Below are 25,826 nucleotides of genomic sequence, written 5' to 3'. Positions count from 1 at the left end.
CACCCCGTGAGGGGGCGCCCGCCCCGCGGTACGCGCCAGGGCACCGCACCGCCCACCGCCCGGCGCACGGCGGGCCCGTCAGCGCGGCGAAGGAACGGCTCCTCCGGTCGGCGCTTCGGCCCCGGTCACCGTGATGCCCGCGCCTGTGCGCGCAGGGCGTCCGCGACCGCCCGGAGGAAGGTGGCGTACGCGCCCGGGGCGGGCGGGAGTTCGGGGTTCCAGGGCAGCACCTGGGCGGTGAGGGAGAGCCGTTGCCAGGCGGGGACGTCGGCGAGCGCGGACAGCGGCGCGGCGTTGGCGCGGGTGTCGGCGAGGACGACGCCCGCGCCGCCGACCGCCGCCAGGGCCTGATCCCAGTCCACAGTGCGCCAGTTGACGCCCGGACCGCGGCCGGGGTCGGCCATCCGCACCCCGAGGTCCGCGAGGTGCCGTAGCTCCGGCCAGGTGTCCGGCCGGGCCAGGTGCACCTGTTCGGGCCCGCCCGGCGACAACGCGACCACCCGGGCGGTCCCCTCGCCGACCGCCAGGGCCCGTAACTCCTCCTCGGCGAGGGCCAGTTCGCCGCCGGCGGCACCCGCTTCCGCGCCGAAGGCCGTCGCCAGGTCGGCGAAGTGGCCGAGTATCGTCCGCAGCGACGCGTCGCCGCCGACGCCGAGCGCGACCACCGGTACGCCCGCCGCCTCGGCCACGGACTCCGCGAGGGCGTACGGCGCCTTCCCGTCGTAGGTCACGTCCACCACCACGTCCGGGCGCAGTTCGCGCAGGGCGTCCGGCGCGACGTCCGCTCCCCCGCCCAGGTAGGCGACTTGGCGCGGGTCGAGCCCGCCGAGCTTCGCCGGGTCGGCGTCCGCGCCGCTGTCGTGGCCGGACCCGTAGACCGCCACCGGCCGCACGCCGTACTCCCACAGCGCCGCCCCGGCTCGTACGTACGCCACCACCCGCGGCGGCGCATCCGGCCCGGACGAGGTGCTGCCCCGGTCGTCGGTGAACTCCCAACCCGCCTGCCGCGCACTGCCGTTCGTCATACGGTGCCCCCTTCGCGATCCGCGCGGAGCTTCGCGGGCCCCGCCGCGTGCTCTCCACCCTGCGCTCCGACCGGCCGCGCCACAAGGGTGCCTGCAGCGGGTGGTGCGGGGAGCGGCCAACAGGATTACGGAGAGCGGGAGTTCGGCGGGCAGAGGGCCGCGGTCAGGCGGCGGACGGCGTGAAGTAGTCGCCGTGCTCCAGGTCTTCCAGCAGCGTCGGGTAAGTCGGCGTCCAGCCGAGCAGCTGCCGGGTGCCGTCGCTGGAGACGGGCGCGTCGATGCCGAACACCCGGGCCATGAAGGGGTTCCCGAAGTGCTCGGCCGCCTCCTCGGGTGCCAGGGAGGCGGTGGGCAGGCCGAGCATCCGTCCGATCGTCTCGGCGATGCTCCTGAAGGCGACGCCGCCTTCTGCCGCGCCGTGCAGCACGCTGCCCGCGGGAGCGGACTCCAGCGCCAGCCTGAACAGGCGGGCGGCGTCGGCCCGGTGGACGGCGGGCCAGCGGTTGGCGCCGGTGCCGATGTAGGCCGAGGTACCGGTCTTGCGCGCGGCGGCGACCAGCATCGGGACGAACCCGTAGTCGCCGGGACCGTGCACGGTGGGCGCCAGCCGGACCAGGCTCGCGCGCACTCCCCGCGCGGCGGAGTCCAGGCACGCCTGCTCGCCCGGGATGCGGAAGGCCGCGATCGAGGCGGGGTCGGGCGCGTCCTGCTCGCCGCTCACCCGGCCGACGGGCATCACCAGCGTGCCGGAGGTGCTGACGAACGGCTTGCCCGAACCCGTCAGCGCCCCGCCGAGCGCCTCGATCGCGGTGCGGTCGCGCCTGATGAGGTCCTCCGGGTCGGCGAAGTCGCCGCCGAAGGCCATGTGCAGGACGCCGTCCGCCGCCTCCGCTCCTGCCCGCAGGCTGTCGAGGTCCTCCAGCGAGCCGCGGTGCGCGGTCGCGCCGAGCCCCTCCAGGCGCGCGGCCGAGGCGTCGGAACGCGCCAGGCCGGTGACCTTGTGCCCGGCCGCGACCAGTTCGGCGACGACGGTCGGTCCGGTCAGCCCGGAACCTCCGGTGACGAAGACATGCACGATGAACTCCCTTGAGCCGTTCGGCACTGCTCCACGTAGTGACAGGGACTGTCGCTACGGCCTTCAACGTAGCACGTAACGTCAGAGACTGTCGCTACGCCGTGGATGCCGATCCGTCGATCCGTCGCCCGCCACCGCCCCGTCGATCCGGCGACCCGCCGATCCGGCGACCCGCCGATCCACCGATCCGCCGGCGCCCCGCCGCGACGAGGGGGGCCCGACCGCCTTGACGTCGGCTTCTGCCGGTATTGGCCTATGCTGCTGGGATGCCACGGGATGGACGGCCGGCGCGCCTACGACTCCAGCAGGCCGCTCTCGACCTGTACACGGAGCGCGGCTTCGACCAGGTCACCACCGCCGAGATCGCGGCGCGCGCGGGTGTCACCGAGCGGACCTTCTACCGCCACTTCGCCGACAAGCGCGAAGTGCTCTTCGGCCAGGAGGACTTCCTGCGTGACGCGCTGGAGCGCGCCGTCGCGGAGGCGCCCGGCACCCTCGGTCCGCTCGCGACGGTGCTGTGGGCGTTCCGCCGGATCACCCCGCTGCTGGAGGACAACCGGCCGCTCTCCGAGCCGCTGCACCAGCTCACCACCGCGACCCCGGCGCTGCGCGAACGCGAACTCGCCAAGACCGCGTCCCTGGCCTGCACCATGACCGCGGCGCTGGGCCGGCGCGGCGTCGACGACCGGTGCGCGTCGCTCGCCGCCCAGACCGCACTGGCCGTCGCCGGGCAGGCGACCCACCTGTGGATCGAGCAGACCGCCCGCCCGCTCGACCACTTCCTCGCCCAGGCGATCGACGACCTGAACTCGCTCTGCGAGACGGACGACCTCCCGAAGGACACGCACGCCAGCGCCTGAACCCCCCTGGACGCAGCGCTTCGAGCGCACCCCGCCGCACCCCGCCGCGCGCCTCGGCGGGCTGCGGTCCGCGGCGGACAGCCCGCGCCAAGCACCCGCCCCCGGCGCCCAACGGCTCCCCCGTAGCCCTGTACGGATGGTTCCACCGGGTCCTCGGACCGGCGCCCGAGGAGCCCGCGCGCTGGCTGCGCTTCCTGGCACGCGTCCCGTGAACGAAGGCCCCCTCCCCTGCCGAGGTGGACCGCCTGGAGAGCCCGTGGGGGCAACTCCTGGCCCACCACAGTCGCGAGGCGGCACACCTGGCGGCTCTCGGCGCGGTGCGCCCGCCTGAGGAGTCCTGGTACCTGCGGCGGGGGCAGTACCTCGATTGGCTTCGGGAACCGCTCGCCGCGGTCCTGGTCACCCGCGACGGGGACCGCCTGCTGGGCTACGCGTGCGTGCGGGTGGACGACGCTCCGGGGTCCTGGCAGTGGGGGGACCGGTTCAGCGTGCGGGAAACGCTCGTGGTCGACGACGAGGCGCGCGGCGCCGGGATCGGGCAGGACCTCGTCGGGGCCGCGCGTACGCGTCTCGCCGGGTCGGGCGTCCAGGTCATGAAGATCTCCGTCATCGCGGGCAACGCCGGCGCCCTGCGCTTCTACCAGCGGGAAGGCGCCGTCGACTTCGTGCCGACGCTGGTCATGCCCGTCTCGGGGTGACGGCGCGGACCGGTCCGCCGCCGCGATACCGGGCCGGCTCCGGCGCCCTCATGCCGGAGGGCGCCGTCGCCACGGTCGCCGGGCGGCGAGCGGGCCGGGCGCGGTCCGGGGTGCGGGCCCGACCGCCGTCGGGGCGGACGGGCGGCGGGAGGGGGCGGAGATCCGTGGGCGGGCGGCCGGTTCGGCGGGGCCGCTCGCGTACGGTTCGGGCGCGGCTGGTGGGGTGACGGCCGGGCGCGGGCGGCGGGTGGGGGCCGCGCCCGGGCGGCCGAGGAGGACACCGGCCAGGACGAGTGGCAGGCCGGCGAGTTGGCGCGCGGTGAGCGGCTCGTGCGCGACCGCGGTGCCGAGCAGCACACCGGTCACCGGGTTGAGCAGCCCGACCAGGCCGACGGTGGCGGCGGGCAGGTGCCGCAGCGCCGCGAACCAGGCCGTGAAGGCGACGGCGGTGGCGATCACGGCGACGTACCCGAAGCCGAGCAGCGCCCGGGCGCCGAGGGCGGGCGGCGCGCCCTCGAAGACCGCGGCGAAGGGCAGCAGAAGCAGGCCGCCGGCGAGCAACTGCCAGCAGGTGGAGGCCAGTACGTCGACTCCTGCACCCCAGCGCTTGGCGAGCACGTAGCCGAGCGAGGACAGCAGCATCGCGCCCACGGAGGCCGCCACGCCCAGCGGGTCGGCACCGTCCGAGCCGCCCCACAGCATCAGGCAGACCCCGCCGATGCCGACGGCGGCGCCCAAGAGGTGTGCGGCGCGCGGGCGTTCGGCGATCAGCGGCCAGGCGATCAGTGCCATCACCAGGGGCGAGGCCGCCATGACGGTCGCGGCGGTGCTCGTCGGCAGGCGCTGCGCGGCGAGGTAGACCAGGGCGAAGAAGCCGCCGGCGTTGAGCACTCCGAGCAGGGCCGACCGCCACCACCACGCGCCGCGCGGGAGCTTGCGGCGCAACGCGAAGAGCAGCAGCCCGGCGGGCACCGCCCTGATCGCTCCGCCGTACAGCGGATCGCCCGGGGGCAGCGCCGCCTTGGTGACGTAGTAGTTCGCACCCCAGGCCACCGGGGCGACCGCCGCGAGCAGCACCCATCGCATATTGGCTTCCATGGAAGATACTATGCCTTCCACGGAAGCTATAGTGAAGCCATGCCCGCGCACCCCGCAGAACCGGCCGGCCCAGGCGGCCCGGCCGCCCCCGGTGACCCCGGTGACCCCGGTGACCCCGGCACCCGCCGGCCCCTGGACCACATCGGCCGTATCCAGGCCGCATGGGCCCGCGAGCGGCCCGAGATCGACGTCTCGCCGCAGGGCGTCATCGGGCGGCTGCACCGCGTCGCCGGGCTGCTCACCGAGCAGTTGTGCGTCGTCTACCGCCGATTCGGCCTGAGCGAGGGCGAGTTCGACGTGCTCGCCGCCCTGCGCCGGGCCGGCCCGCCGTACGAACGCGCACCCGGCGAACTGGCCGCGCACACCATGGTCACGACGGGCGCGATGACGAAGCGGATCGACCGGCTGGAGCGCGGCGGCCTCGTCACCCGCCGCCGCGCCTCCGACGACGGGCGCGGCCGCGTGGTCGGACTCACCCCGGCCGGGCGCGAGTTGATCGACCAGGCGTTCGCCGAGCACATGCGGAACGAACGGCGCCTCCTGGACGCGCTCCCGCCCGGCGACGCCGCCCACCTGGAGGCCCTCCTGACCTCCTGGCTCGCCGAGATCGAGCCCCCGCGCGACGCGTAGGACGGCAGCGGCAGGCGCGGAAGGCCGGCGTCCGCGATCACGCGCGCCGGTGGCATCCTTGGGCGGTGTTCTCCTCCGACCGCGTGGGCGCCGTGTTCTTCGATGTCGACGGCACCCTCGTCCCCGGTACGAGTTCGTCGGTCTTCCTGGCCGGATTCCTCGGCCACCGCGACGAATTGGCCGAGGCCGAGGCCGCATACGCCTGCGGCGCCCTGGACAACCGGCAGGTCTCCGAGCTGGATGCCGCGGGCTGGGCGGGCACACCGGAGGAACGGGTCTCCGGCTGGCTCGACGGGCTTCCCCTGGTCACGGGCATCGCGGAGACCGTGGCCTGGTGCCGGCGGAACGAGCTGCTGCCCGTGCTGGCGACCCTCGCCTGGTCGCCGGTCGGCGGCCACCTGGCCGAGCGATTCGGCTTCCACGCGTTCTGCGGGCCACGGCTGGAGACCGCGGACGGCCGGTTCACGGGCCGGGTCGCCCGTCACTTCGACGAGCACGACAAGCGGGACTTCGCCCGCGCGCAGGCACGAGAGTCGGGGCTGTCCCTCCGTTCCTGCGCAGCCGTCGGGGACAGCCGCTCCGACCTGCCGCTGTTCGCATCCGTCGGGTTGAGCGTGGCGTTCAACGGCTCGGCGGGCGCGCGGGCGGCGGCCACCGCCACCGTGGACGACGGCGACCTGCGCAGCGTGCTTCCCGTCCTGGGCCGCCTGGTCACGGCCGCTCGCCGATGACCGCCGATGACCGCCGATGGCCGCCGACGGCCGCCGACGGCCGCTGCGAGGGCGGGCACCGGGTGGCGGTGCGCGGCGAAACGCGAGCAGGTCGCGTCACGCGGCGGCCGTGCGGCGCGTCGCCGAACGGGGCCGTACTGGGCCGGGCTGAGCCAGGCCGACCCGCAGCCCGCACCCCGCACCCCGGGGTGGATCGATTCGGAAACGTGATCGGTCCCGATCAGGAATCATCGTTGGACGCGGGCCGTATCCGTCCTGCATGCTTCCTGGCATGACGACGCACATGCTCGCGGAGAGGCCCGGCCGGCACGGCCCGGCCCTCGGTGTCGCGTTCGTCGAGGTGCCCGCGCCGGCCGGTTCCCCGCTGCTCACCCAGCGCAGGGTCATCGACTTCGGCACCGGCACCTCCGCCGGCTGTCGCCGCGGCTAGCCGAGCCCTTCCACGGCAGCGGGCCGACCGCCAGGCCCGGCACGCGGGTGACCGAACCCGCGTCCGTGGTGCGGCCGTTCCCGCGCCTCCCGCCACCGCAGCGGTACGCGTCACCGCAGAGCCGTACGCGTATCCACCCCGCCCCGTTCCCCGGCACCCCTGCCGCGTCGCGTTGCCGCGTGCCCCGAGCGCCGCGCGGTCCGCGCGCCCCTGCCCCAAGGACACCGCCATGAGCTCCGTGAGCACCGTTCCCGACACCACGTCGTGGGAGATCCCGCCGTCGCTGAACCCGCGCGGCACCGTGCTGCTGCTGCCGGGCCGCGGCGAGGACCCGCGGCTGTACGAGCGGTTCGGCGCGCGGATCGCCGCGGACGCCTACCGGGTGCGGGCGGTGGCCGACCCGAGCAGGTGGCCGCGGGAGGCGGCGCGTCAGGTGAAGGAGGCGCTGGCGGACGGGGAGCCGGCGAAGCCGCTGGTACTGGCGGGGTCGGACGCGGGCGCGCTGTTCGCGGTGGGCCTGGTGGCGGCCGGCGAGGTGGAGGTCGACGCGCTGGTGCTGGCCGGGCTGCCGACGAAGGACGTGGCGGCGTCCCAACCCGTCGACTGGTCGGAGGAGTTGGGCTCGCGCACGGCATGCCCCACCCACCAGGGCCGGCTGGCCGAGCCGGGGCGGCTGGAGCGCGGCGCGCTGTACGCGCCGCTGCCGCGGGAGTGGTACGACCGTGCGGACCTGTCGAAGGTCTCCGTGCCGGTGCTCGGTCTGCACGGCGCGGCCGACCCGGTCAGCCCGCCGGCAGCCGCGCGCGCGGCGTACGCGGCCGCGCCCCGCGCGGAGTTGGTGACCCTCGCCGACGGACGGCACGACGCGTTCAACGACCTCTCGCACCGCACCGCCGCCGCGACCGTGGTGCTGTTCCTGGAACGGCTGCGGCTCGGCGCGGACTTGGCGCCCATCGCGATCTCCGAAGAGCTGCCCCGATGAGCGGCGGCGCGGCCGGACCGGCTGCGACTCCCGTGCGCTACGTGGTCATCGGCGCGGGCGCGGTGGGCGTCACGCTCGCCGCCGGGCTGCACCGCACGGGCGCCGACGTGCTGCTGGTGGCCCGCGGCCGGCAACTCGCCGCGCTGCGCTCGGGCCGGCTGCGGCTGGTGCGGCCGGACGGCGAGCACCCGGTCGACGTGCCGTACGCGGCGGGGCCGCGAGAGGTCGCGCTGACCGGCACCGACGTGCTGGTGCTCGCGGTGAAGGCGCAGGACGCAGAGCAGGCCGTGGCGGAGTGGGCGTGGCGCCCGGTCGCGGTCCGCGACGGCGGTACGGAGCCGGCCGCGCGGGTGCTGCCGCTGGTCACCGTGCAGAACGGCCTGGACGGCGAGCGGGTGGCGCTGCGCCGCTTCGCGCACGTGCTGGGGGCGAGCGTGTGGGTGCCGGCGGTGTACGTCGAGGACGGCGTCGTGGTCTCGCCCGCCGCGCCGACCGAGGCGGCGCTGTGGCTGGGCCGCTACCCGAGCGGGACCGACCACCCGGCGCTGGAGCGGCTGGCGGCGGACCTGCGGGCCGCGTCGTTCGCGACGCAGGTCGTACCGGACATCGCCGGGTGGAAGGCGGCGAAGCTGGTCGGGAGCGTGCAGAACGTGCTCGACGCGCTCTACCGGCCGAGCGAACTGCGCGACCGGGTGGCGGAGTTGCTGGCCGATGAGGCCCGTGCCGCGCTGGTGGCGGCCGGGCTGCCGCCGGTCGACCGCGAGGCGCGCAGCACGCTGGACCTGTCCGGCTTCACCCTTCACGACATCCCCGGCCACCCGCGCGGCGGAAGCTCGACCTGGCAGAGCCTGGCCCGGTCCGGTTCGCTCGAAGTGGACTTCCTCAACGGCGAGGTGGTGCTCCTGGCGCGGCTGGCCGATGCGTCGGTGCCGGCGACGGCGTACCCGGCGACGGCGTCGGTGCCGGCGACGGCGTACCCGGCGACGGCGTCGGTGCCGGCGGGGGCGACGGCGTACCCGGCAGCGAACGCGGCGCTGCTCGCGCGTGCCCGGCAGGCCGAGGCCGACGGCACCCCCGCCGGTTCGCTCGGCGACGCGGACCTCGCCGCGACCGTGCCGGGGCTGCACCCGCCGGTCCTGGTCGGCGCGAAGGAACTGGCCGCCGAACTCGCCTCCGAGCAGCCGCCGTTGCTGCTGGACGTGCGCTGGGCGCTGGGTGACTCGGACGGCCGCGCGCACTACCAGGAGGCCCACATCCCCGGTGCCCGCTACGTGGACCTCGACACCGAACTCACCGCGCCCGCAGAGCCGTTGAAGGGCCGCCATCCGCTGCCGGACCTCGCCGACCTGCAACGTTCCGCCCGGGGATGGGGGTTGCGCGCCGGGCGGCCGGTGGTGGTGTACGACGACGCGGGCGGGCTGGCCGCGGCGCGTGCCTGGTGGCTGCTGCGGTGGGCGGGCGTGTCCGACGTCCGCGTGCTCGACGGCGCGCTCGGCGCGTGGCGGGCGAGCGGGGAACCGCTGGCCGGGGGTGACGAACCGCCCGCCGAACCCGGCGACGTGGTGCTGCGCGCCGGCCGGCTGCCGGTGATCAGCGCCGAGGAGGCCGCGGAACTGGCCGAGGACGGCGTGTTGCTGGACGCCCGCGCGGGCGAGCGCTACCGCGGTGAGACCGAGCCGGTGGACGCGCGGGCCGGGCACATCCCCGGCGCGGTCAGCGCGCCGACCGCCGAGAACCTCGACGGCGAGGGGCTGTTCACCGATCCGGCCGCGACCCGGCGGCGCTTCGCCGCACTGGGCGTCGGAGCGGGCACGACGGTAGGCGTGTACTGCGGCTCCGGAGTGACGGCCGCGCACCAGATCGCCGCGCTCGCGTCCGCCGGCATCGACGCGGCGCTCTATCCCGGTTCGTGGTCGGGCTGGTCCGCGGACCCTGACCGGCCGGTGGCGACCGGACCGCGGCCGGACGGCGCCGCGGCCGATGCGTCGTCCCATGCCGATGCCGAGCCCGAGCCCGAGCCCGTTGCCGTTGCCGTTGCCGAGTCCGATGCCGACGTCGCACCCGAACGCGTCGGCCCCGAAGGGGGATTGCGATGAGCACGAGTGAGATGTCCCGCCCGCCGAACGCCGCGACGGCCGGCACCAGCACCAGCACCAGCACCGGCACCGGGTATCCCGCCACGCCTGACGCCGGCGCGCGCCTGTCGAAGGAGCCGCCGGAGGACACCGGCCCCGTCGCACCGCCCGCGAACGACGGCGGCCGGAGCGCCGAGAGCAGCGGAGACGTGGAGACGATCCGGCCGGCCCACGAGCGACGCCGCCGCCAGGTGCCGCGGCCCCTGCGCCGGGCCTCGGGCCCGGTCGGCGCGCTGCTGCTGTGGTGGCTGCTCAGCGCGACCGGGGTGCTCTCGCCCGACACCCTCGCCTCCCCCGTGCGGGTCTTCCACAAGGGCTGGGACCTGGCCGCCGACGGCCAACTCGGGTCCGCGATACGGGTGTCCACCCAGCGCGTGATCGAGGGCTTCCTGATCGGCGCGGTCGCGGGCACCGCGCTGGCCCTGCTCGCCGGGCTGTTCCGGCTCGGCGAGGACCTGATCGACTCCACCGTCGGCATGCTGCGCGCGCTGCCCTGGGTCGGCCTGATCCCGCTGTTCATCGTCTGGTTCGGCATCGACGAGAAGCCCAAGATCGCGCTCGTGGTGATCGCGGTGACCTTCCCGCTGTACTTCAACATCTACGCCGGAATCCGCGGCGTGGACCCCCAACTGGTCGAGGCGGGAACGGTGTTGGGCCTCAACCGCTGGGGCCAGATCCGGCACATCGTGCTGCCGGGCGCGCTGCCCGGCGCCCTGGTCGGCCTGCGCTACGCCCTCGGCAGCGCCTGGCTCGCCCTGGTCTTCGCCGAGCAGATCAACGCGAGCAACGGCATCGGCTACCTCATGAACAACGCCGAGCAGTTCTTCCAGACCGACGTGATCGTGGTCTGCCTGGTGGTCTACGCGGTGCTCGGCCTGGTCAGCGACCTGATCGTGCGGCTCTGCACCAAGTACCTGCTGTCCTGGCGCGCATCCTTCGACGGAGCATGACGATGACGACTCCCACCGCACAGACTCCCCCGACCACGGACACATCAAAGGCCCGCACCGCGGACGGGACCGGCACCGGTTCCCGCCCCGACACCTCCGTACGCGTCCGGGGCCTGGTCCGCGCCTTCGACCGGCGCCGGGTCGTCGACGGGCTCGACCTCGACATCCGGCCGGGCGAGTTCGTCGCCCTGCTCGGGCACAGCGGGTGCGGCAAGAGCACCCTGCTGCGGGTGCTGGCCGGCCTCGACCGTGACATCGAGGGCACCGTCACGGTGCCGCGGCGCCGCGCGGTGGCCTTCCAGGCGCCCCGGCTGCTGCCGTGGAAACGGGTGTGGCGCAACGTCGTCCTCGGCCTGCCCGGCCGTGCCGACCGCGCGCTCGCCGAGCGCTACCTCGCCGAGGTCGGCCTGACCGAGCGTGCCGCCGTGTGGCCGAAGACGCTCTCCGGCGGAGAGGCGCAGCGCGTGTCGCTGGCCCGCGCGCTGGTACGGCAACCCGACCTGCTGCTGCTCGACGAGCCGTTCGGCGCGCTCGACGCGCTGACCAGGACCAACGCCCAAAGGTTGGTGGGCGAGTTGTGGACCCGGCACAACTGCGGGGTCCTGCTGGTCACCCACGACGTGGAGGAGGCCGTACTGCTCGCCGACCGGGTGCTGGTCATGCGGGACGGCCGGATCGCCCACGAGGCGGTGGTCGACCTGCCCCGGCCGCGCGACATCGGCGCACCCGAGTTCGTCGCGTTGCGTACGTCGCTGCTCGCCCGCCTCGGCGTCGGCCCGCACGACCCGAACGACCCGACAGACCCCGCAGGCCCGGCAGTCCCGACAGGCCCGGCCGACCTCGCGGACCCGGCCGACGCGTAGCCCCCGGTCCCGCCCCAACCGCCCCCCTTGGACCCCACAACGGCTCCACGCGCCAACTCCCGTACTCCGCACCGGCGTACGCCGAGCCGTCCTGCCCGCTCCCGCTCGACACCCGAACCCGGCACCCGAATCCGCGGCACCCCGTACCCGTATCCCGCGCTCCACGAACCCCGAGGACAGCCATGCCCCGCCCCCTTCCGCGGCTCCTCGCCGCGGCCGCAGCCGTCACGCTCAGCCTCACGCTCCTCGCGGCCTGCGGCGACGCGAAGAAGACGGACACCGACGTCAAGGCCGCGTCCGGCGGCACCGACCTGTCCGGCGTGACCTTGACGCTCGGCGACCAGGCCAACGGACTCCAGACCCTGCTCAACGCGGCCGGCACCCTCAAGAACACCCCGTACAAGGTGAAGTGGGCCGAGTTCCAGGGCGCGGCGCCGCTGTTCCAGGCGATGCAGAGCGGCCAGGTCGACACCGGCAGCGCCGCGGACCTGCCCACGCTCCAGGCGGTCAGCGGCGGCCTGAAGATCAAGCTGGTGGCCGCCTCGTCGGCGGACGGCTCCGGCACCGCGATCCTCACCCAGCCCGGTTCCGCGGTGCGGACGGTCCAGGACCTCAAGGGCAAGGACGTCGTGATCTCCTCGGCCAAGGGCAGCATCGCCGAGTACCTGCTGGCGAAGACCCTCACCGACGCGGGACTGAAGTACTCCGACGTCCACGTGCAGTACCTGCTGCCGACCGCCGCGCAGGCCGCGTTCAACGCCAGGAAGATCGGCAACTGGGCGACGTTCGGCATCTACCAGGACATCGCGGTGCAGAAGGGCGCGAAGATCGTGGTGGACGGGCGGGACGGCCGGACCAGCGGGATCGGCTTCATCTCGGCCGCGCAGTCGTCGCTGACCGATCCGGCCCGCAAGGCGGCCATCGCCGACTTCCTCGGCCGGCTCGCCGAGGCGTACGCGTGGGCGACCGCCCACCGCGACCAGTACGCCCAGGTCTTCGCGCAGAAGAACGGCGTGCCCCTGGACGTGGCGAAGACCGTGGTGGGGCAGGGCGCCGACTCCCTGGTGCCGGTCTCCCCCGCCGTCACCGCCAAGGTGCAGGCCGTCTCGGACCTGATGCACACCATCGGCTCGCTCCCCACCGACGTGAAGGTGGCGGGCACCGTCGACACCTCCGCGTTCCCGCACGCCCTCGCGCCCACGACTGCCACGACCGCCACGACCGCCACGACGCCCACCGCGAGCACTTCCGCGAACCCGAAGACGAACCCGAACGCGAACCCGTCCGCCGCCGCGACCCCCGCCAACTGATCGGAGCCCAGGCCATGCCCGTCGAGTTCATCAGCGCCACGCACACCACCAACACCACCGAGGCCACCGCCGGCGGCCGGCACGCCGGCTTCGACGTCGACTACACCCGCCGCTTCGTACGGGCCCTGGACGACGGCGGTTTCGACTGGACGCTGGTCGCCTACAGCTCCGCCGGCGTCGACGCCGAGCAGATCGCCCAGTTCGTCGTGAACAACTCCGAGCGGGTCAAGCCGATGCTCGCGCACCGGCCCGGCTTCGTCTTCCCCACCCGGGTCGCCAAGGCGCTCGCCACCATCGACCGGATCGGCAAGGGACGGCTCGGCCTGCACATCATCTCCGGCGGCAACGACACGGAGCAGGCCCGCGAGGGCGACTACCTCACCAAGGTCCAGCGGTACGCCCGCTCCGAGGAGTTCATCCAGGTGCTGCGCCAGGTGTGGGCGGCGACCGGGCCGATCAGCCACGCGGGCGAGTACTACCGGTTCGAGGGGTTCGCCACGGACATCAAGCCGTACCAGGACGCCATCCCCATCTCGGTCGGCGGCTCCTCACGGGAGGCGTACGAGGTCGGCGGGCGGCAGGGCGACATCTTCGGGCTGTGGGGCGAGCCGCTCAAGGAGACCGCCGAGCAGATCGCCGCCGTCAACGCCGTGGCCGACGCGGCGGGCCGCCCGCACCCGCGGATCTGGGTCTCGTTCCGCCCGATCGTGGCCGCCACCGACGAACTCGCCTGGGAGAAGGCGCACCGCATCCTCGGACAGGTCAAGGAGACGGTGGCGGCGACCCCGAAGGGCGCGCGCTACCCCGCCCCCGGGGACGGCCGCCCCGCGAACGTCGGCTCGCAGCGGCTGCTCGACGTCGCCGCGCGCGGCGAGCTGCACGACCGCGCGCTGTGGACGCCGCTGGTCACCGCGACCAACGCGGCGGGCAGTTCCACGGCACTGGTCGGCAGCTACGAGACGGTGGCCAAGGCGCTGCTGGACTACGTCGACATCGGGTGCGAGCTGCTGTCGATCCGCGGGTACGACCCGCTCAACGACGCGATCGACTACGCGCGGTACGTCCTGCCCCTGGTCCGCCAGGAACTCGCGCACCGGGGTACGCCCGTCGCCGCGTGAGGGGTGCACCGCAGGAGGAACCGCGCGGCGAGGCAGCCCCGATCGGACGAAGGAGTGACCATGGACAGCCCCGACGGCGGCCGGTCAGACGCGGTGGGCCAGCAGGTCGCGGACCGCGCCGGCGGTGGTCCCGGCCAGCCACGGCGGGGCGTCGGCCCGGGTGCGCAGGTGCAGCAGTTCGGGCGGCACTGGCGGCAGGTCGTCACGCCGCTGGAGCCCTTCCGGGGGCGGCCCGACGTCGGCGAGCAGGCCGACGCCGAGGCCGCCGCGGATCGCGTTCATCACGCCCGCGAGGTAGGCCGCCTCCACGACGACCGCCGACGACAGGTCGTGCTCGGCGAGGGTGTCCAGCGCGCGCCGGCGGATCGTACAGGGGTGGTCGATGACGACCACCGGGATGGGCGTGCCGGCCGCCGGCATCCGCCAGTTCGGGGCGGAGAACCACGACAGCGGAAGCGCGCCGGCCGGGACGCTGTCGCTGCCGCGGGCATCGCCGATGAAGACGGCCACGTCGATGCCGCCGCGGTCCAGGCCGTCGTTGAGCTGGGCGCTGCGGTCCAGCCGGAACCGTACGCCGCGGCTGGGGTAGTGCTCCTTGAGCACGCCGGTGATCGCGGGCAGGATGCGGTCGGCGGCGTGCTCGGTGGAGCCGACCACGAGGGTGCCGGCGCCGTTGCCGCCGCGGCCGAGCCTGACCAGCGCCTCGTCGTGGGCGGCGAGGATCTTCCGCGCCTCGGCGAGCAGGGTCTCACCGGACGGGGTGAACCGCGTGACGCGCCCGGCGCGTTCGACCAGCGGCCGCCCCACCGCCTTCTCCAGCCGCCGCACGTGCTGGCTCACCGCGGACTGGGACATCCCGATCGCCGCGGCCGCGCGGTGGAAGCCGCCGCAGTCGGCTATGGAGGTGAAGGTGCGCAGAGCGGCGATGTCCAGTACGTCGGCCATCTCGCGAGCGTATCAACCTGCGGTTTCAGCAACCTTGCAGCGATATGTCCGCGCTCCGAACGGCGGCCCGACCGACCCGGCCCGACCCGACCTGACCCGGCCCGGCGACCCGACCGGCCCGAATTCCGAGCAACCCGTGACCCTGGGAGAAGCATGACCGCCGAGACCGTTGCCGGCACCGCCTCTGGAACCGCCTCCGACACCGCCCCGGGCACCGCTGACGTGCCCTCGATACCCGAGCAGTTCAGGACCGCCTTCCGTGGCCATCCGGCCGGGGTGGTGGTGGTCACCGTGCCCGGCGCCGGCCGGCCCGCGGGCTTCACCGCGACCTCGGTGGCCTCCCTCTCCCTCGACCCCGCGCTGCTCTCCTTCGGCATCTCGGGCACCGCGTCGAGCTGGCCGCACCTGCGGGACAGCGCGACCGCCGTGGTGCACTTCCTGGCCGCCGAACACGAGCACCTGGCCCGGCGGTTCGCGACCAGCGGCATCGACCGGTTCGCCGCGCCGACCCGGTTCAGCACGCTGCCGGGCGGCGAACCCGTGCTCGACGACGTGTCCAACTGGCTGCTGGTCGACATCGAGGCACGGGTCCCGGCGGGCGACCACCGGCTGGTGATCGGCCGGGTGACCCGCGCCCATGTCGGCGTCCAGCAGCGCCCGCTGCTCTATCACGACGGCCGGTACCACACGCTGTGAGCGGGCGGGCCGAGAGGGTCGGGTGCGCCCGGCTCACTCCGACGGCGTCGCCGGGGGCGTCGGGTGCGCCGGGGGCGTCGGCCAAGCGCCGCCGATGGAGAGGTTGTTGACGTCCCGGGCCTGGATGACCGGACTGTTGTACGCCGTGCCGCTGAACGTGTTGTGCACCACGCTGATCGAACCGCTCCCGGCCGGCGATCCGAACTCGTCCAGCAGCGCGCGCAGTTCGGCCGCCGCGGCGGGGTCGGCACGCAGGACCCGCCGCAGCCGGGCACGCCACTCGTCGGCCACGTCCGCCGCCGTGTCGGCGTCCCCGGCCTGCTGAGCGGCCACCAACTCCGCCCGTGAGGAATCCAGTTGGCCGCCGACCGTACCGCCGTCGCCGCCCCGGGCGAAGAAGGCGGCGAGCCGCCCGCGGACCTGCCCCCACGCGTCGGAGACCATCAGCCCCACCAGCGAGGTCGCACCCGAAGCCGCGAGAGCGGTGAGTTCCGCTTCCACCCGTTCCACCCCGTCCCGTCCGGTCCGCCGCCGTGCCGCCCTTCCACGGTAGGACAACGCCGCCCGGGCCGCCGGGGTTCGCCGGGAGTGCCGCGGGCCCGCCGCCGCGCCGGGTTCGCGATACTGCTCCGACAGGCAGGTACGGCGAGGCTGCGGGCGAAGGGCACGGGATCGATGGCGCGGGACACGGAACCCGAGGAGGCGGGCGGCGCGGGCGGCGAAGGCGGCGCCGGCGGGCTGGCGCGGGTGGCCGCCGAGGCGGGCGTGTCCGTGTCCACGGTGTCGAAGGTGCTGCACGGGCGCTCGGATGTCGCCTCGCGCACCCGGGCGCGGGTGCAGCGGCTGCTGGAGCAGCACGGGTACGGGACCGCGCCGCGCGGGCGGGCCGTACCGACCGCGCTGGCGGCCGGCGGGCTGATCGACTTCGTGATCGGGGAACTGGACGGTCCCTGGGCGGTCCAGCTGGTGCGCGGAGCCGAGGAGGCGCTGCACGCGGTCGGCATGGGCCTGGTGGTGTCGGCGGCGCACGAGAGCGAGAGTGGGCAGGCCCGGAACTGGCTGGAGGCACTGGCCAACCGGCCGACCCGCGGCGCGATCCTCGTCGTGCCCGGGCTGACGGACGCGCAGCGGGTCGAACTGGGGCGGCTGGGGCTGCCGTTCGCGCTGATCGCGCCCGCGGAGGAGCCGCCGCCCGGCGTGCCCTGGGTGGGGGCGACCAACTGGCCCGGCGGGCTCGCGGCCACCCGGCACCTGGTCCGGCTCGGGCACCGCAGGATCGCGGTGATCGGCGGGCCCCCGGACCGGCTCGCCTCGCGCGCCCGCGTCGACGGGTACCGCTCCGCGCTCGACGAGGGCGGGCTGCCCTTCGACCCCGAACTGGTCCGCTACGGCGACTTCTCGCACGGGCCCGCGTACGAGCACGCGCTCGACCTGCTGCGCCTTCCGGACCGCCCCACCGCGATCTTCGCCGGCAGCGACCAGCAGGCACTCAGCACCTACCGCGCCGCCGACCGCCTCGGGCTGCGCGTGCCGGCCGACCTGAGCGTGGTCGGCTTCGACGACCTCGACTTCGCGGACTGGGTCACCCCGCGGCTCACCACCGTGCGCACCCCGCTGCCGGAGATGGCCGCGGTCGCCACCCGCATGGTCCTCCAACTCCTCGCGGGCCAGGTCCCCGAGACCACCCGCGTCGAAGTGGCCAGCGAACTCGTCCTCCGCGACAGCACCGCTCCCCCCAGGGTCCCCTGACCCCCCGGGCCGCCTCGCCGCTCACGGGACCGCCCGCCGCTGGGGTGGCCGCTCGCACCGTTTCCCGCGGCCCGGGGGGACGGCGCACCATCACCCGCGTGGCCGGGCGCACCGTGTCCGGAGCCGCCTCAGGCAAGCGCTGCCGGTGGTCGATGTGCGGGTGTGCGCGTGTGCGCGTGTGCGGGGAGAGTCGGCTCACCGATCTCGCGCCGGCGGATCTGACGGGCTCGCCTCGGACCTCAGGCGGCCGGCGCGGCGTCCCGACCGTGAGGTGCGGCGCGCGCTGGTGGCGGCGCGGGCCGACTGGCTCGCCCATACGGCTCCCCGGACCCCGGGCGCATGCGGCGGCGCGCGGTACGCGTTGATCGCGCGGCCCTCCCCGGAGCTTCGCCGGGGGCGCCGGGGGTCAGGGGTGGGGAGGGAGGACGCGGGTGCGGACTTCGGCGAGGGCGAGGCGGGTGCCGGCCGGGCCGGGGGCGGTCGCGGAGAGGACGACCTCGTCGCCGTCGTGGAGGAAGGACCGCTGGGAGCCGTCGGGGAGGCGCAGCGGCTCCTCCCCGTTCCAGGTGAGCTCGATGAGCGCGCCGCGGGTGTCGCGCTCGGGTCCGCTGACGGTGCCCGACCCGAAGAGGTCCCCGGTCCGCAGGCTCGCCCCGTTCACCGTGAGGTGCGCCACCATCTGCGGGTAGGTCCAGTACATCGTGGCGAACGGCGGCCGCGCGACGAGATGCCCGTTCAGCCGTACCTCGATCGCGATGTCGAGGGCCGACGGCCGCGCGGCGCCGTCGTCGAGGTAGGCCGGCGGGCGGGGGTCGCGCGGCGGCGGCAAGGTGCGGGCGTGCCGCAGCGCGTCGAGCGGCGTCACCCACGCGGAGACGGACGTGGCGAAGGACTTCCCGAGCATGGGGCCGAGCGGGACGTACTCCCACGCCTGGATGTCCCGCGCCGACCAGTCGTTGAGCAGGCACAGCCCGAAGACGTGGTCGTCGGCGTCGGCGAGCGCGACCCGCTCGCCCTGCGCGGAGGGCGCGCCGACCACGAAGCCCACCTCGGCCTCGATGTCCAGCCGCAGCGAGGGCCCGTAGGAGGGCACCTGCTCGCCGGGCTCGCGGCGCTGCCCGCAGGGCCGTACGACGTCGGTGCCGGAGACCACCACGGTGCCCGCCCGGCCGTGGTAGCCGATCGGCATGTACTTCCAGTTCGGCGGCAGCGCGTCGGCGCCCGGGCGGAAGATCCGGCCGACGTTGGAGGCGTGGTGCTCCGAGGCGTAGAAGTCGGCGTAGTCCGCGACCTCGAACGGCAGGTACGGGACCGTGTCCGGGAGCGGGACCAGGCAGGGCGCCACGGCGGCGCGGTGCCGCTGCTCGGTCAGCCACGCGGTGACCTCGGCCCGTACCCGCGTCCAGGCCGGCCGGCCTGCGGCCAGCAGCGGGTTCAGCGACGGCGCGGCCAGCAGCTCGGCGAGGTCGGCGGGCGCACCGGTGGCGCGGGCGGCCGCACCCGCGTCGAGTACGTGCTCCCCGTAGCGGACCCCGAGCCGTCGCCGGGGGTCGCCGGCGGTGCTGAAGACGCCGTACGGCAGGTTGTGCACCCCGAACAGCGCGTCGTGCGGGAGGTCGAACGGGTCGGCGGGGCTCAACGGACCTCCACGGGCGGCCGGCGGTGATCACGTGGCGCGCTCGCGCGACGTGATCATGCAAACGCCCCGAGGATACCGCCGGGCCTCGGGCCTCGGGCTCCGGGCGGGCCCGGCCCGGCTCCGGTGCCGTAGGCGGGCACGGCTCGGCACCCGCGCGGTGCGTGCGCCGAGAACGGGTTTGGAGCTGCCCGCACCGCAAACGTAAAGTTCGCCCCAATGACCGGGCGGGGAACGCGGGGCCCGGCACCCACGGGGATCACACGGAGAGCAGCGGTTTCATGACGGCGACCACACAGGACCTGGACCAGACCCCGGACCCGGACCGGTTCCGGGCCCCGGAGCAGTTCCCGGCCCAGGGCGCGGCCCCGGGTACGGCGCCGGGCACCGACCCCTACGCCGCCGAACCCCCGCAGGCCCCCGGTATCGACCCGGCCCGCCTCGCCCAGTGCCTCGCCGTGCTCGCCGAGCTGGACGACCTCCCCGTCGACCACCCCGACGCCGTCGCCGTACGCCGGGCCACCGCCGGGATCTACCGCACGGTGAAGCAGCGCCGCCGCCAGGAGCGCCGGGCCGCCAAGACCGCCAACGACAAGGCCGTCACCGAGGCCACCGCCACCGGCGCCGCCGACCGGATCGACGACGAGACGCTCGGCATCCAGCTCAGCACCTCCGTGACCACCGAGATCGCCGGCATCCTGGAGCGGCCCCGCTCCTGCTACGTCTGCAAGACCCGCTACGTCGAGGTCGACGCGTTCTACCACCAGCTGTGCCCGCCGTGCGCGGCCGAGAACCGGGCCCGTCGCGACGCCCGCACCGACCTGACCGGGCGGCGCGCCCTGCTCACCGGCGGCCGCGCCAAGATCGGCATGTACATCGCGCTGCGGCTGCTGCGCGACGGCGCCCACACCACCATCACCACCCGCTTCCCGAACGACGCGATCCGCCGCTTCAAGGCGATGCCGGACAGCGCCGACTGGCTGCACCGGCTCAAGGTCGTCGGCATCGACCTGCGCGACCCCGCCCAGGTGGTCGCGCTCGCCGACTCGGTGGCCGCCGCGGGCCCGCTGGACATCCTCATCAACAACGCGGCCCAGACCGTACGCCGCTCCCCGCGTGCCTACAGCGAGCTGGTCGCCGCGGAGTCCGCGCCGCTGCCCGCGGGCGAGCTGCCCGCCGCCGAGGTGTTCGGCGAGTTCGGCTCGGGTGCGCGGACCGCGGCCGCGCTGCCCTCGCCGCGCGGCGAACTGCTCACCCCCGACGAGGTCACCGGCCTCGCCCTGGTCAGCGGGTCCGCCTCGCTCGCCCGGATCGAGGCGGGCACCGCGATCGACGCCGGCGGCCTCGTGCCCGACCTCGACCCCACCAACACCTGGGTGCAGACCGTCGGCGAGGTCGACCCGATCGAGCTGCTCGAAGTCCAACTGTGCAACGTCACCGCGCCGTTCGTGCTGATCAGCCGGCTGCGCCCGGCGATGGCGGCGGCCACCGCCCGGCGCAAGTACGTGGTCAACGTCTCCGCCATGGAAGGGCAGTTCAGCCGCGGCTACAAGGGCCCCGGCCACCCGCACACCAACATGGCCAAGGCCGCGCTCAACATGCTCACCCGCACCAGCGCGCAGGAGATGCTGGACACCGACGGCATCCTCATGACCGCCGTGGACACCGGGTGGATCACCGACGAGCGGCCGCACCCCGACAAGGTCCGGCTCGCCGCCGAGGGCTTCCACGCCCCGCTCGACCTGGTCGACGGCGCCGCCCGCGTCTACGACCCGGTGGTGCGCGGCGAGCAGGGCGAGGACCTGTACGGCTGCTTCCTGAAGGACTACCGCCCGTCGGCGTGGTGAGCCCGCGCCGCGGATGAGGGCGCGGCCTACGCTGGCCGGGTGGCCCTCTTCGTCATCGAGCGCACCAGCGCCCTGCCGCCGGCCGAGGCGTGGCGGCGGCTCACCACGTGGGAACGGCACTCCGCCACGGTGCCGCTGACCCGTATCGAGGTGCTGACCCCGCCGCCGTCGGGGGTCGGCACCGCGTTCGTGGCGCGCACCGCGGTCGGCCGGGCCGGTTTCGCCGACCCGATGCGGGTCGAGGTGTGGCAGCCGCCGGGGGGCGACGGGCACGGGCGGTGCCGGCTGGTGAAGACCGGGCGGGTGGTCGTCGGCTGGGCCGAGATCGAGGTGGGGCCGGCGGCCGGCGCCACCCGCACCGGCTCCCGCGTGTGCTGGCGCGAGGACCTGCGCGTACGCGGGCTGCCGGGCGCCCTCTTCGACCCGGTGACGTCCCTCGCCGGGCGGTTGGTCTTCGGCCGGGTCCTGGACACGCTCCTCGCGGGGCGCCCCTGAGCTTCCGGGGCGGCGGCGCCGAGTTCCCGGGACGGCGGCGCGGAGGGCCTTCCGGAGAGCCTTCGCCGGTCGCGTCGATGAGTTCCGCCGACCGGAGCGGTCTACCCCGGTGTACGGCACCCGGCCGCACGCGCACACCCGCGCCGCACCCTGGAAGCAGGCCCCCATGTCCACCAAGATCTTCGTCAACCTCCCGGTCAAGGACCTCTCCCGGTCGATGGGCTTCTTCACCGGCCTCGGCTTCACCTTCAACCCGGACTTCACCGACGACAAGGCCGCGTGCATGGTCATCAGCGACGACATCTACGCGATGCTGCTGACCGAGCCCTACTTCCGGAAGTTCACCGGCAAGGCCGTCACCGACACCGCGACCTCCAGCGAGGCGATCGTCGCGCTCCTCCTCGACACCCGGCAGGACGTCGACCGGATCGCCGAGGCGGCCCTCGCGGGCGGCGGCCGGACCGCCGAGCAGACCAACGAGAACAGCCCCATGTACACCCGGTCCTTCTTCGATCTCGACGGCCACCACTGGGAGTTCTTCCACGCCGCCGGCGCGTAGACCGAAGGGAGCGGAAAGCGGCGCCGCCGCCCGCCGGCAGGTGGTCCCGCGACCGGCGGAACGCGGCTGCCCGGGAGGGGCGGGCGCGGCGCGCTCGCGCAATACGCTTGTGCCGCGCGCAGGAACGTTCCGCGCGGGGGTGTCCACACACGAGGGGGGATCGGGCCGTGCCCGTTGCAAGAGGAGTGAAGATAGGCATCATCGGCGCCGTCTGCGCCGGGATGTTCGGCGTGGCCGGCTACGGCGCCTACAACATGTACACGGCGCTGGACGGCTCGGGGGGTGGCGGGGGCACGCACACCGTGGCGAACACGGACCCGACGTCGGCCCCGAAGCCGCCGACGGCGCAGCAGGTCGCCGACACGGCCCACACGTTCCTGACCGCGTGGGCCGCCGGCCAGACCGCGAAGGCGGCGGCCGCCACGGACGCGGCGGACGCCGCGATGACCGACCTCACCGACTTCCAGCAGCAGGGCCACGTCACGTCGGTGGCGATCAGCGGCATCGCCCCGACCACCGGTGCGTCCGGGGGAGCGTCGTTCACGGTCACCGCGCGCCTGTCGTACGACGGCATCACGTCCACCTGGACGTACGCCTCGGCGCTCACCGTGGACCGCGACTCCACCGGCGACGTGGCCGTCACGTGGAAGCCCTCCGTGCTCAACCCGGCGCTGGCGGACGGTGACTCGGTGGTCACCGGGACCGCGAAGTCGCCCGGGGTCGATGTCACCGACCGGCACGGCAAGGTGCTCACCGGCAAGAGCTACCCGTCGCTGGCCCGGATCATCGAGGACCTCAAGTCCCGCCACGGCGACCAGGTCAAGGGCGGCACCGCGGGCATCGAGACCTACGTGCAGCACAGCGACGGGTCTGCCGGGAAGGTGCTGAAGGTGCTGCGCAAGGGCAAGAGCAAGAAGCTCCCGACGACGCTGGACGCGGGCGTGCAGGCCGCCGCGGAGAAGGCGGTGAAGGGCAAGAACGGCGCCGGGGTCACCGCGCTCGACATCTACGACGGCACCATCCTGGCGGTCGCCAACAGCGACCCGGGCGGCACCGACATCGCGCTCCAGGGCGCGGACGCCCCCGGCTCCACGATGAAGATCGTCACGTCCGCCGCGCTGCTCGAACGCGGCATGGGGCCCGACTCGCCCGCCCGGTGCAAGAGCACGGACAACGTGGCCAACGGCCGTATGTACAAGAACGACTCGCCGAGCCTGCAGAACGCGAACGCCGATCTGCGCTGGGACTTCGCGAACTCCTGCAACACCGGCTTCATCACGCAGGCGCCCAAGCTCGGCGCCACCGGACTGCGGGACACCGCCGCCCAGTTCGGGCTCACCCAGCCGTGGAACATCGGCACCGCCACTCCGAACGACCAGCCGAGCTTCCCCGACGGCAGCGGGCCCGACGAGCTGACCTCCGAGATGATCGGGCAGGGCAAGGTGGTGGCGAACCCGATGATCATGGCGTCGGTCGCCGCCACCGCGGCCACCGGCAGCTTCCACGAGCCGCGGATCGTGGCCGCGAGCATGATCGACGGCCGGATCTCCGCGGCCGGCGTCGGTTCCCGGGTGTCGGGCGATCTGCGGCAGTTGATGCGCGCGGCCATCACGAACGGCACCGCCACCGGCGTCATGAGCGGCTTCGGCTCCGACTCGGGCGCGAAGACCGGCTCGGCCGAGGTCGACGGCCAGGCCGCCACCAACGGCTGGTTCACCGCGTACGCGGGCGGCGTGGCGGTGGCCGCGGTCGTCCACGACGCCGGGTTCGGCAACACCTCCGCGGGGCCGATCGTGGCGCAGGTGCTGCGGGCGTCCTGACCGGCGAGGCCGTACCGGCGGCGCGACCGGCCTGCGCCGCCCGTACGGTCAGGCCAGCGCGTCGCCGTGCAGGAGGAGCAGCGTGACGGCGGTGACCGCCATCGCCAAGGTGGTGAGGAACGGCAGCCGGCTGTGCGGGCCCGCGCCCGCGGTGCGGACCGTGGCGACCGCCAGCACGCCGGTCACGGCGAGCGCCGCCCACCCGGCGCGACCGGCCGGCCCCGGCGGGCCGAAGACGAGGACCGCGGCCGCGGCCAGCAGCGGCACCGGGGCGAGCAGGCGGCTGCGGCGCCGCCCGATCCGCTGCGGCAGGCCGCGCACGCCCGCGGCCAGGTCCGCGTCGATGTCCGGCAGCACGTTCGTGACGTGGGCGCCGACGCCGAGCAGCGCGCCCGCCGCGACCGCCCAGCCCGGCGGACCCGGGTGCCCGGGCAGGCCCAGCGTCACGAACGCGGGCAGCAGCCCGAACCCGACGGCGTACGGCAGCCACGACAGCGCGGTGCGCTTCACGCCCAGGTTGTACGCCCATGCCGCCGCGACCCCGGTCAGGTGCGCGGCGCCGGCCGCCAACCCGCAGGCCAGCGAGGCCACGACGCACACGGCGAGCGCCCCCGCGGCCGCGGCCGCCGCCATGCCGCGTGTCGGCGCCCCCGCCGCCAGCGGCTTGTCCGTGCGGCCCGCCGCCCGGTCCCGTTCGACGTCCACGACGTCGTTGCACCAGCCCACCGACGCCTGACCGCTCAGCACCGCCGCCGCGACCAGCCCGCAGCCGCCCGCACCCCGCCCCGACGCCCCGGCGAGCGCCGTCACCAGCACCGTCACCGCCACGGTCGGCTCCGGATGGGACGCCTTCACCAGCCCCCACGCCACCCCGCCCGTACCCGCACCCGCGTCGACCGCCACCCCACCACGCTAGGCGGCGGGGCTCCCGTACGCCGTGACGGCTCGCCGTCACCACGGCTCACGCCCTCCGTGGGAGTACCGCGCCCCCGGCCCCGCACCGGCCGCCAGGTTCCGGAACGGCGGAACGGGGCAGCCCGGCGGGTTGATACGGCCACGTTTGGACGGATTTGCCGCCGTCCTTCCTATGCTGAGGCAATGAGCCGAATCGTGGGCGTCCACGCGGTGCTGCCGCCGTACCGGTACCCGCAGCACGAAATCAGGGATGCCCTCGTGGAGATGGGAGCGGTGGGCCCGGAGGGCCGGGGCGTGCTGGACCGTATCCACGCGGCGTCCACGGTGAAGTACAGGTACCTGGCGATGCCGTTGGAGCGGTACCGCACGTTGGGCGGGTTCGGCGAGGCGAACGCCGCTTACGTCAGCGCGGCGACGGAGTTGGCGCAGGAGGCCGTCAGGGGCGCCCTGCACCGCGCGGACATCGCCGCCGCCGACGTGGAGTTGGTGGTGTCGACGTCGGTGACGGGCCTTGCGGTGCCGTCGATCGAGGCGCGGCTGGCCGCCCGGTGGGGGCTGCCCGCGCACGTCAAGCGCGTCCCGATCTTCGGGTTGGGCTGCGTCGCGGGAGCCGCGGGGCTCGCCCGGGTGCACGACTACCTCGAAGGGCACCCGCACGGCGTGGCGGTGCTGCTCTGCGTGGAGTTGTGCTCGCTGACGGTGCAACGCGGCGACCCGTCCGCCGCGAACGTGGTGGCGAGCTCCCTCTTCGGCGACGGCGCGGCCGCGCTGGTGGCGGTCGGCCGGGAGCACCCGGCGGCGCGGGCGCGGGGCCCCGAGCGGGGCCCGGAAACGGTGGCGACCCGCAGCCACCTCTACCCGGACACCGAACGCCTGCTCGGCTGGGACATCGCCGACAGCGGCTTCCGGATCGTCCTGGGCAGCGACCTGCCGGACACGGTGCTGCGCCATCTCGGCCCGGAGGTCAGGGAGTTCCTCACCGACCACGACCTGAAACCGGCGGACGTCACGGGCTGGATCTGCCACCCGGGCGGCCCGAAGGTGCTGGAGGCGGTCCGGGAGACCCTCGATCTGCCCGCGCGCGCCCTGGAGTTGACGTGGCGCTCGCTCGCGGAGGTCGGCAACCTCTCCTCCGCGTCCGTGCTGCACATCCTGCGCGACACCCTGGACCGGCGCCCGCCGCTGCCCGGGACCCCCGGCCTGATGCTCTCGATGGGCCCGGGCTTCAGCTCCGAACTCGTCCTTCTCCGTTGGTAGGC

General features: G+C 74.9%; 25 protein-coding genes. 18 read left to right on the top strand and 7 right to left on the bottom strand.

What is annotated here, in order from left to right; all coding sequences use genetic code 11:
* Positions 1 to 125: 125 nt before the first annotated feature.
* Positions 126 to 1,025 carry an ABC transporter substrate-binding protein gene (locus ACIPAE_RS30835; RefSeq protein WP_402449678.1) on the bottom strand — a complete coding sequence of 300 codons (900 nt, stop codon included), beginning with the start codon at positions 1,023 to 1,025 and terminating at the stop codon, positions 126 to 128.
* A gap of 163 nt (positions 1,026 to 1,188) precedes the next feature.
* A complete protein-coding gene (locus tag ACIPAE_RS30830) occupies positions 1,189 to 2,100 on the bottom strand; it encodes an SDR family oxidoreductase (protein ID WP_402449676.1) in 912 nt (303 codons plus the stop codon).
* 266 nt (positions 2,101 to 2,366) lie between these two features.
* Between ACIPAE_RS30830 and ACIPAE_RS30825 the strand changes: the two genes are divergently transcribed.
* Positions 2,367 to 2,960, top strand: coding sequence for a TetR family transcriptional regulator (locus tag ACIPAE_RS30825; RefSeq protein ID WP_329371038.1), 594 nt, complete (start codon positions 2,367 to 2,369; stop codon positions 2,958 to 2,960).
* A gap of 236 nt (positions 2,961 to 3,196) precedes the next feature.
* Positions 3,197 to 3,658, top strand: coding sequence for a GNAT family N-acetyltransferase (locus tag ACIPAE_RS30820; protein ID WP_402449673.1), 462 nt, complete (start codon positions 3,197 to 3,199; stop codon positions 3,656 to 3,658).
* Positions 3,659 to 3,706: 48 nt separating this feature from the next.
* Here the strand turns inward: ACIPAE_RS30820 and ACIPAE_RS30815 are convergent, their stop codons facing one another.
* Positions 3,707 to 4,756 (bottom strand): EamA family transporter, encoded by a 1,050-nt coding sequence (locus ACIPAE_RS30815; RefSeq protein WP_402449671.1) that lies wholly within the window; start codon positions 4,754 to 4,756, stop codon positions 3,707 to 3,709.
* 39 nt (positions 4,757 to 4,795) lie between these two features.
* On the opposite strand from ACIPAE_RS30815, the gene ACIPAE_RS30810 reads away from it, so the two are divergent.
* From ACIPAE_RS30810 to ACIPAE_RS30770, 9 genes are all read left to right on the top strand, one after another.
* Complete coding sequence (locus ACIPAE_RS30810; protein WP_402449669.1) at positions 4,796 to 5,386, top strand: MarR family winged helix-turn-helix transcriptional regulator; 591 nt, start codon at positions 4,796 to 4,798, stop codon at positions 5,384 to 5,386.
* A 65-nt stretch (positions 5,387 to 5,451) separates the two neighbouring features.
* Positions 5,452 to 6,117 (top strand): HAD-IB family phosphatase, encoded by a 666-nt coding sequence (locus ACIPAE_RS30805; protein WP_329371030.1) that lies wholly within the window; start codon positions 5,452 to 5,454, stop codon positions 6,115 to 6,117.
* 271 nt (positions 6,118 to 6,388) lie between these two features.
* Positions 6,389 to 6,547: a hypothetical protein gene (locus ACIPAE_RS30800; protein WP_366410614.1), complete on the top strand. Its 159-nt coding sequence runs from the start codon at positions 6,389 to 6,391 to the stop codon at positions 6,545 to 6,547.
* Between the two features lie 229 nt (positions 6,548 to 6,776).
* The gene (locus tag ACIPAE_RS30795) at positions 6,777 to 7,529 is read left to right on the top strand and encodes an alpha/beta hydrolase (RefSeq protein ID WP_402449666.1); all 753 of its coding nucleotides are present in this window, start codon (positions 6,777 to 6,779) and stop codon (positions 7,527 to 7,529) included.
* The gene (locus ACIPAE_RS30790) at positions 7,526 to 9,625 is read left to right on the top strand and encodes a rhodanese-like domain-containing protein (RefSeq protein WP_402449664.1); all 2,100 of its coding nucleotides are present in this window, start codon (positions 7,526 to 7,528) and stop codon (positions 9,623 to 9,625) included. Before ACIPAE_RS30795 ends, ACIPAE_RS30790 begins: the two co-directional genes overlap by 4 nt.
* Positions 9,622 to 10,614, top strand: coding sequence for an ABC transporter permease (locus ACIPAE_RS30785; RefSeq protein ID WP_402449661.1), 993 nt, complete (start codon positions 9,622 to 9,624; stop codon positions 10,612 to 10,614). Before ACIPAE_RS30790 ends, ACIPAE_RS30785 begins: the two co-directional genes overlap by 4 nt.
* A 2-nt stretch (positions 10,615 to 10,616) precedes the next feature.
* Positions 10,617 to 11,477: an ABC transporter ATP-binding protein gene (locus ACIPAE_RS30780; protein WP_402449658.1), complete on the top strand. Its 861-nt coding sequence runs from the start codon at positions 10,617 to 10,619 to the stop codon at positions 11,475 to 11,477.
* 182 nt (positions 11,478 to 11,659) lie between these two features.
* A complete protein-coding gene (locus ACIPAE_RS30775) occupies positions 11,660 to 12,787 on the top strand; it encodes an ABC transporter substrate-binding protein (RefSeq protein WP_402449656.1) in 1,128 nt (375 codons plus the stop codon).
* Between the two features lie 14 nt (positions 12,788 to 12,801).
* Positions 12,802 to 13,905, top strand: coding sequence for an LLM class flavin-dependent oxidoreductase (locus tag ACIPAE_RS30770; protein ID WP_329371020.1), 1,104 nt, complete (start codon positions 12,802 to 12,804; stop codon positions 13,903 to 13,905).
* Positions 13,906 to 13,989: 84 nt separating this feature from the next.
* Here the strand turns inward: ACIPAE_RS30770 and ACIPAE_RS30765 are convergent, their stop codons facing one another.
* Positions 13,990 to 14,850 (bottom strand): LysR family transcriptional regulator, encoded by an 861-nt coding sequence (locus ACIPAE_RS30765; protein ID WP_329371018.1) that lies wholly within the window; start codon positions 14,848 to 14,850, stop codon positions 13,990 to 13,992.
* A 153-nt stretch (positions 14,851 to 15,003) separates the two neighbouring features.
* Here ACIPAE_RS30765 and ACIPAE_RS30760 point away from each other — a divergent pair, with 153 nt between their 5' ends.
* Positions 15,004 to 15,546, top strand: a complete 543-nt coding sequence (locus tag ACIPAE_RS30760) for a flavin reductase family protein (RefSeq protein ID WP_329371016.1) — start codon at positions 15,004 to 15,006, stop codon at positions 15,544 to 15,546.
* A 33-nt stretch (positions 15,547 to 15,579) separates the two neighbouring features.
* Here ACIPAE_RS30760 and ACIPAE_RS30755 read toward each other — a convergent pair whose 3' ends face one another.
* Positions 15,580 to 16,047 carry a hypothetical protein gene (locus ACIPAE_RS30755; RefSeq protein ID WP_402449653.1) on the bottom strand — a complete coding sequence of 156 codons (468 nt, stop codon included), beginning with the start codon at positions 16,045 to 16,047 and terminating at the stop codon, positions 15,580 to 15,582.
* A 174-nt stretch (positions 16,048 to 16,221) separates the two neighbouring features.
* Between ACIPAE_RS30755 and ACIPAE_RS30750 the strand changes: the two genes are divergently transcribed.
* Positions 16,222 to 17,295 (top strand): LacI family DNA-binding transcriptional regulator, encoded by a 1,074-nt coding sequence (locus tag ACIPAE_RS30750; RefSeq protein WP_329371012.1) that lies wholly within the window; start codon positions 16,222 to 16,224, stop codon positions 17,293 to 17,295.
* Between the two features lie 406 nt (positions 17,296 to 17,701).
* Here ACIPAE_RS30750 and fahA read toward each other — a convergent pair whose 3' ends face one another.
* On the bottom strand, positions 17,702 to 18,934 hold the full coding sequence (gene fahA / locus ACIPAE_RS30745) for a fumarylacetoacetase (RefSeq protein ID WP_402449650.1): 1,233 nt from the start codon (positions 18,932 to 18,934) through the stop codon (positions 17,702 to 17,704).
* Between the two features lie 278 nt (positions 18,935 to 19,212).
* Between fahA and ACIPAE_RS30740 the strand changes: the two genes are divergently transcribed.
* From ACIPAE_RS30740 to ACIPAE_RS30725, 4 genes are all read left to right on the top strand, one after another.
* Positions 19,213 to 20,778: an SDR family NAD(P)-dependent oxidoreductase gene (locus tag ACIPAE_RS30740; RefSeq protein WP_402449648.1), complete on the top strand. Its 1,566-nt coding sequence runs from the start codon at positions 19,213 to 19,215 to the stop codon at positions 20,776 to 20,778.
* A 39-nt stretch (positions 20,779 to 20,817) separates the two neighbouring features.
* Positions 20,818 to 21,273, top strand: coding sequence for an SRPBCC family protein (locus tag ACIPAE_RS30735; protein WP_329371005.1), 456 nt, complete (start codon positions 20,818 to 20,820; stop codon positions 21,271 to 21,273).
* Positions 21,274 to 21,439: 166 nt separating this feature from the next.
* Positions 21,440 to 21,832 (top strand): VOC family protein, encoded by a 393-nt coding sequence (locus ACIPAE_RS30730; protein ID WP_329371003.1) that lies wholly within the window; start codon positions 21,440 to 21,442, stop codon positions 21,830 to 21,832.
* A gap of 185 nt (positions 21,833 to 22,017) precedes the next feature.
* Positions 22,018 to 23,652, top strand: a complete 1,635-nt coding sequence (locus ACIPAE_RS30725; protein WP_329371001.1) for a penicillin-binding transpeptidase domain-containing protein — start codon at positions 22,018 to 22,020, stop codon at positions 23,650 to 23,652.
* Positions 23,653 to 23,700: 48 nt separating this feature from the next.
* On the opposite strand, the gene ACIPAE_RS30720 is transcribed toward ACIPAE_RS30725, so the two are convergent.
* Complete coding sequence (locus ACIPAE_RS30720; RefSeq protein WP_366410603.1) at positions 23,701 to 24,555, bottom strand: UbiA family prenyltransferase; 855 nt, start codon at positions 24,553 to 24,555, stop codon at positions 23,701 to 23,703.
* Positions 24,556 to 24,750: 195 nt separating this feature from the next.
* On the opposite strand from ACIPAE_RS30720, the gene ACIPAE_RS30715 reads away from it, so the two are divergent.
* A complete protein-coding gene (locus ACIPAE_RS30715; protein WP_402449643.1) occupies positions 24,751 to 25,824 on the top strand; it encodes a type III polyketide synthase in 1,074 nt (357 codons plus the stop codon).
* Positions 25,825 to 25,826 lie beyond the last annotated feature (2 nt).

This window comes from Streptomyces sp. NPDC087270, assembly GCF_044744625.1.
GTDB lineage: Bacteria > Actinomycetota > Actinomycetes > Streptomycetales > Streptomycetaceae > Actinacidiphila.
Note: the sequence above shows the minus strand (reverse complement) of the source record. Positions and strands in the feature narration are given on the sequence as shown.

Bases quoted from the DNA above. Each gene is read 5' to 3' on its own strand.
- ACIPAE_RS30835 (WP_402449678.1), bottom strand. From the start codon at position 1,025: ATGACGAACGGCAGTGCGCGGCAGGCGGGTTGGGAGTTCACCGACGAC.
- ACIPAE_RS30825 (WP_329371038.1), top strand. From the start codon at position 2,367: ATGCCACGGGATGGACGGCCGGCGCGCCTACGACTCCAGCAGGCCGCT.
- ACIPAE_RS30815 (WP_402449671.1), bottom strand. From the start codon at position 4,756: ATGGAAGCCAATATGCGATGGGTGCTGCTCGCGGCGGTCGCCCCGGTG.
- ACIPAE_RS30810 (WP_402449669.1), top strand. From the start codon at position 4,796: ATGCCCGCGCACCCCGCAGAACCGGCCGGCCCAGGCGGCCCGGCCGCC.
- ACIPAE_RS30800 (WP_366410614.1), top strand. From the start codon at position 6,389: ATGACGACGCACATGCTCGCGGAGAGGCCCGGCCGGCACGGCCCGGCC.
- ACIPAE_RS30795 (WP_402449666.1), top strand. From the start codon at position 6,777: ATGAGCTCCGTGAGCACCGTTCCCGACACCACGTCGTGGGAGATCCCG.
- ACIPAE_RS30790 (WP_402449664.1), top strand. From the start codon at position 7,526: ATGAGCGGCGGCGCGGCCGGACCGGCTGCGACTCCCGTGCGCTACGTG.
- ACIPAE_RS30785 (WP_402449661.1), top strand. From the start codon at position 9,622: ATGAGCACGAGTGAGATGTCCCGCCCGCCGAACGCCGCGACGGCCGGC.
- ACIPAE_RS30780 (WP_402449658.1), top strand. From the start codon at position 10,617: ATGACGACTCCCACCGCACAGACTCCCCCGACCACGGACACATCAAAG.
- ACIPAE_RS30775 (WP_402449656.1), top strand. From the start codon at position 11,660: ATGCCCCGCCCCCTTCCGCGGCTCCTCGCCGCGGCCGCAGCCGTCACG.
- ACIPAE_RS30770 (WP_329371020.1), top strand. From the start codon at position 12,802: ATGCCCGTCGAGTTCATCAGCGCCACGCACACCACCAACACCACCGAG.
- ACIPAE_RS30765 (WP_329371018.1), bottom strand. From the start codon at position 14,850: ATGGCCGACGTACTGGACATCGCCGCTCTGCGCACCTTCACCTCCATA.
- ACIPAE_RS30760 (WP_329371016.1), top strand. From the start codon at position 15,004: ATGACCGCCGAGACCGTTGCCGGCACCGCCTCTGGAACCGCCTCCGAC.
- ACIPAE_RS30750 (WP_329371012.1), top strand. From the start codon at position 16,222: ATGGCGCGGGACACGGAACCCGAGGAGGCGGGCGGCGCGGGCGGCGAA.
- ACIPAE_RS30740 (WP_402449648.1), top strand. From the start codon at position 19,213: ATGACGGCGACCACACAGGACCTGGACCAGACCCCGGACCCGGACCGG.
- ACIPAE_RS30730 (WP_329371003.1), top strand. From the start codon at position 21,440: ATGTCCACCAAGATCTTCGTCAACCTCCCGGTCAAGGACCTCTCCCGG.
- ACIPAE_RS30715 (WP_402449643.1), top strand. From the start codon at position 24,751: ATGAGCCGAATCGTGGGCGTCCACGCGGTGCTGCCGCCGTACCGGTAC.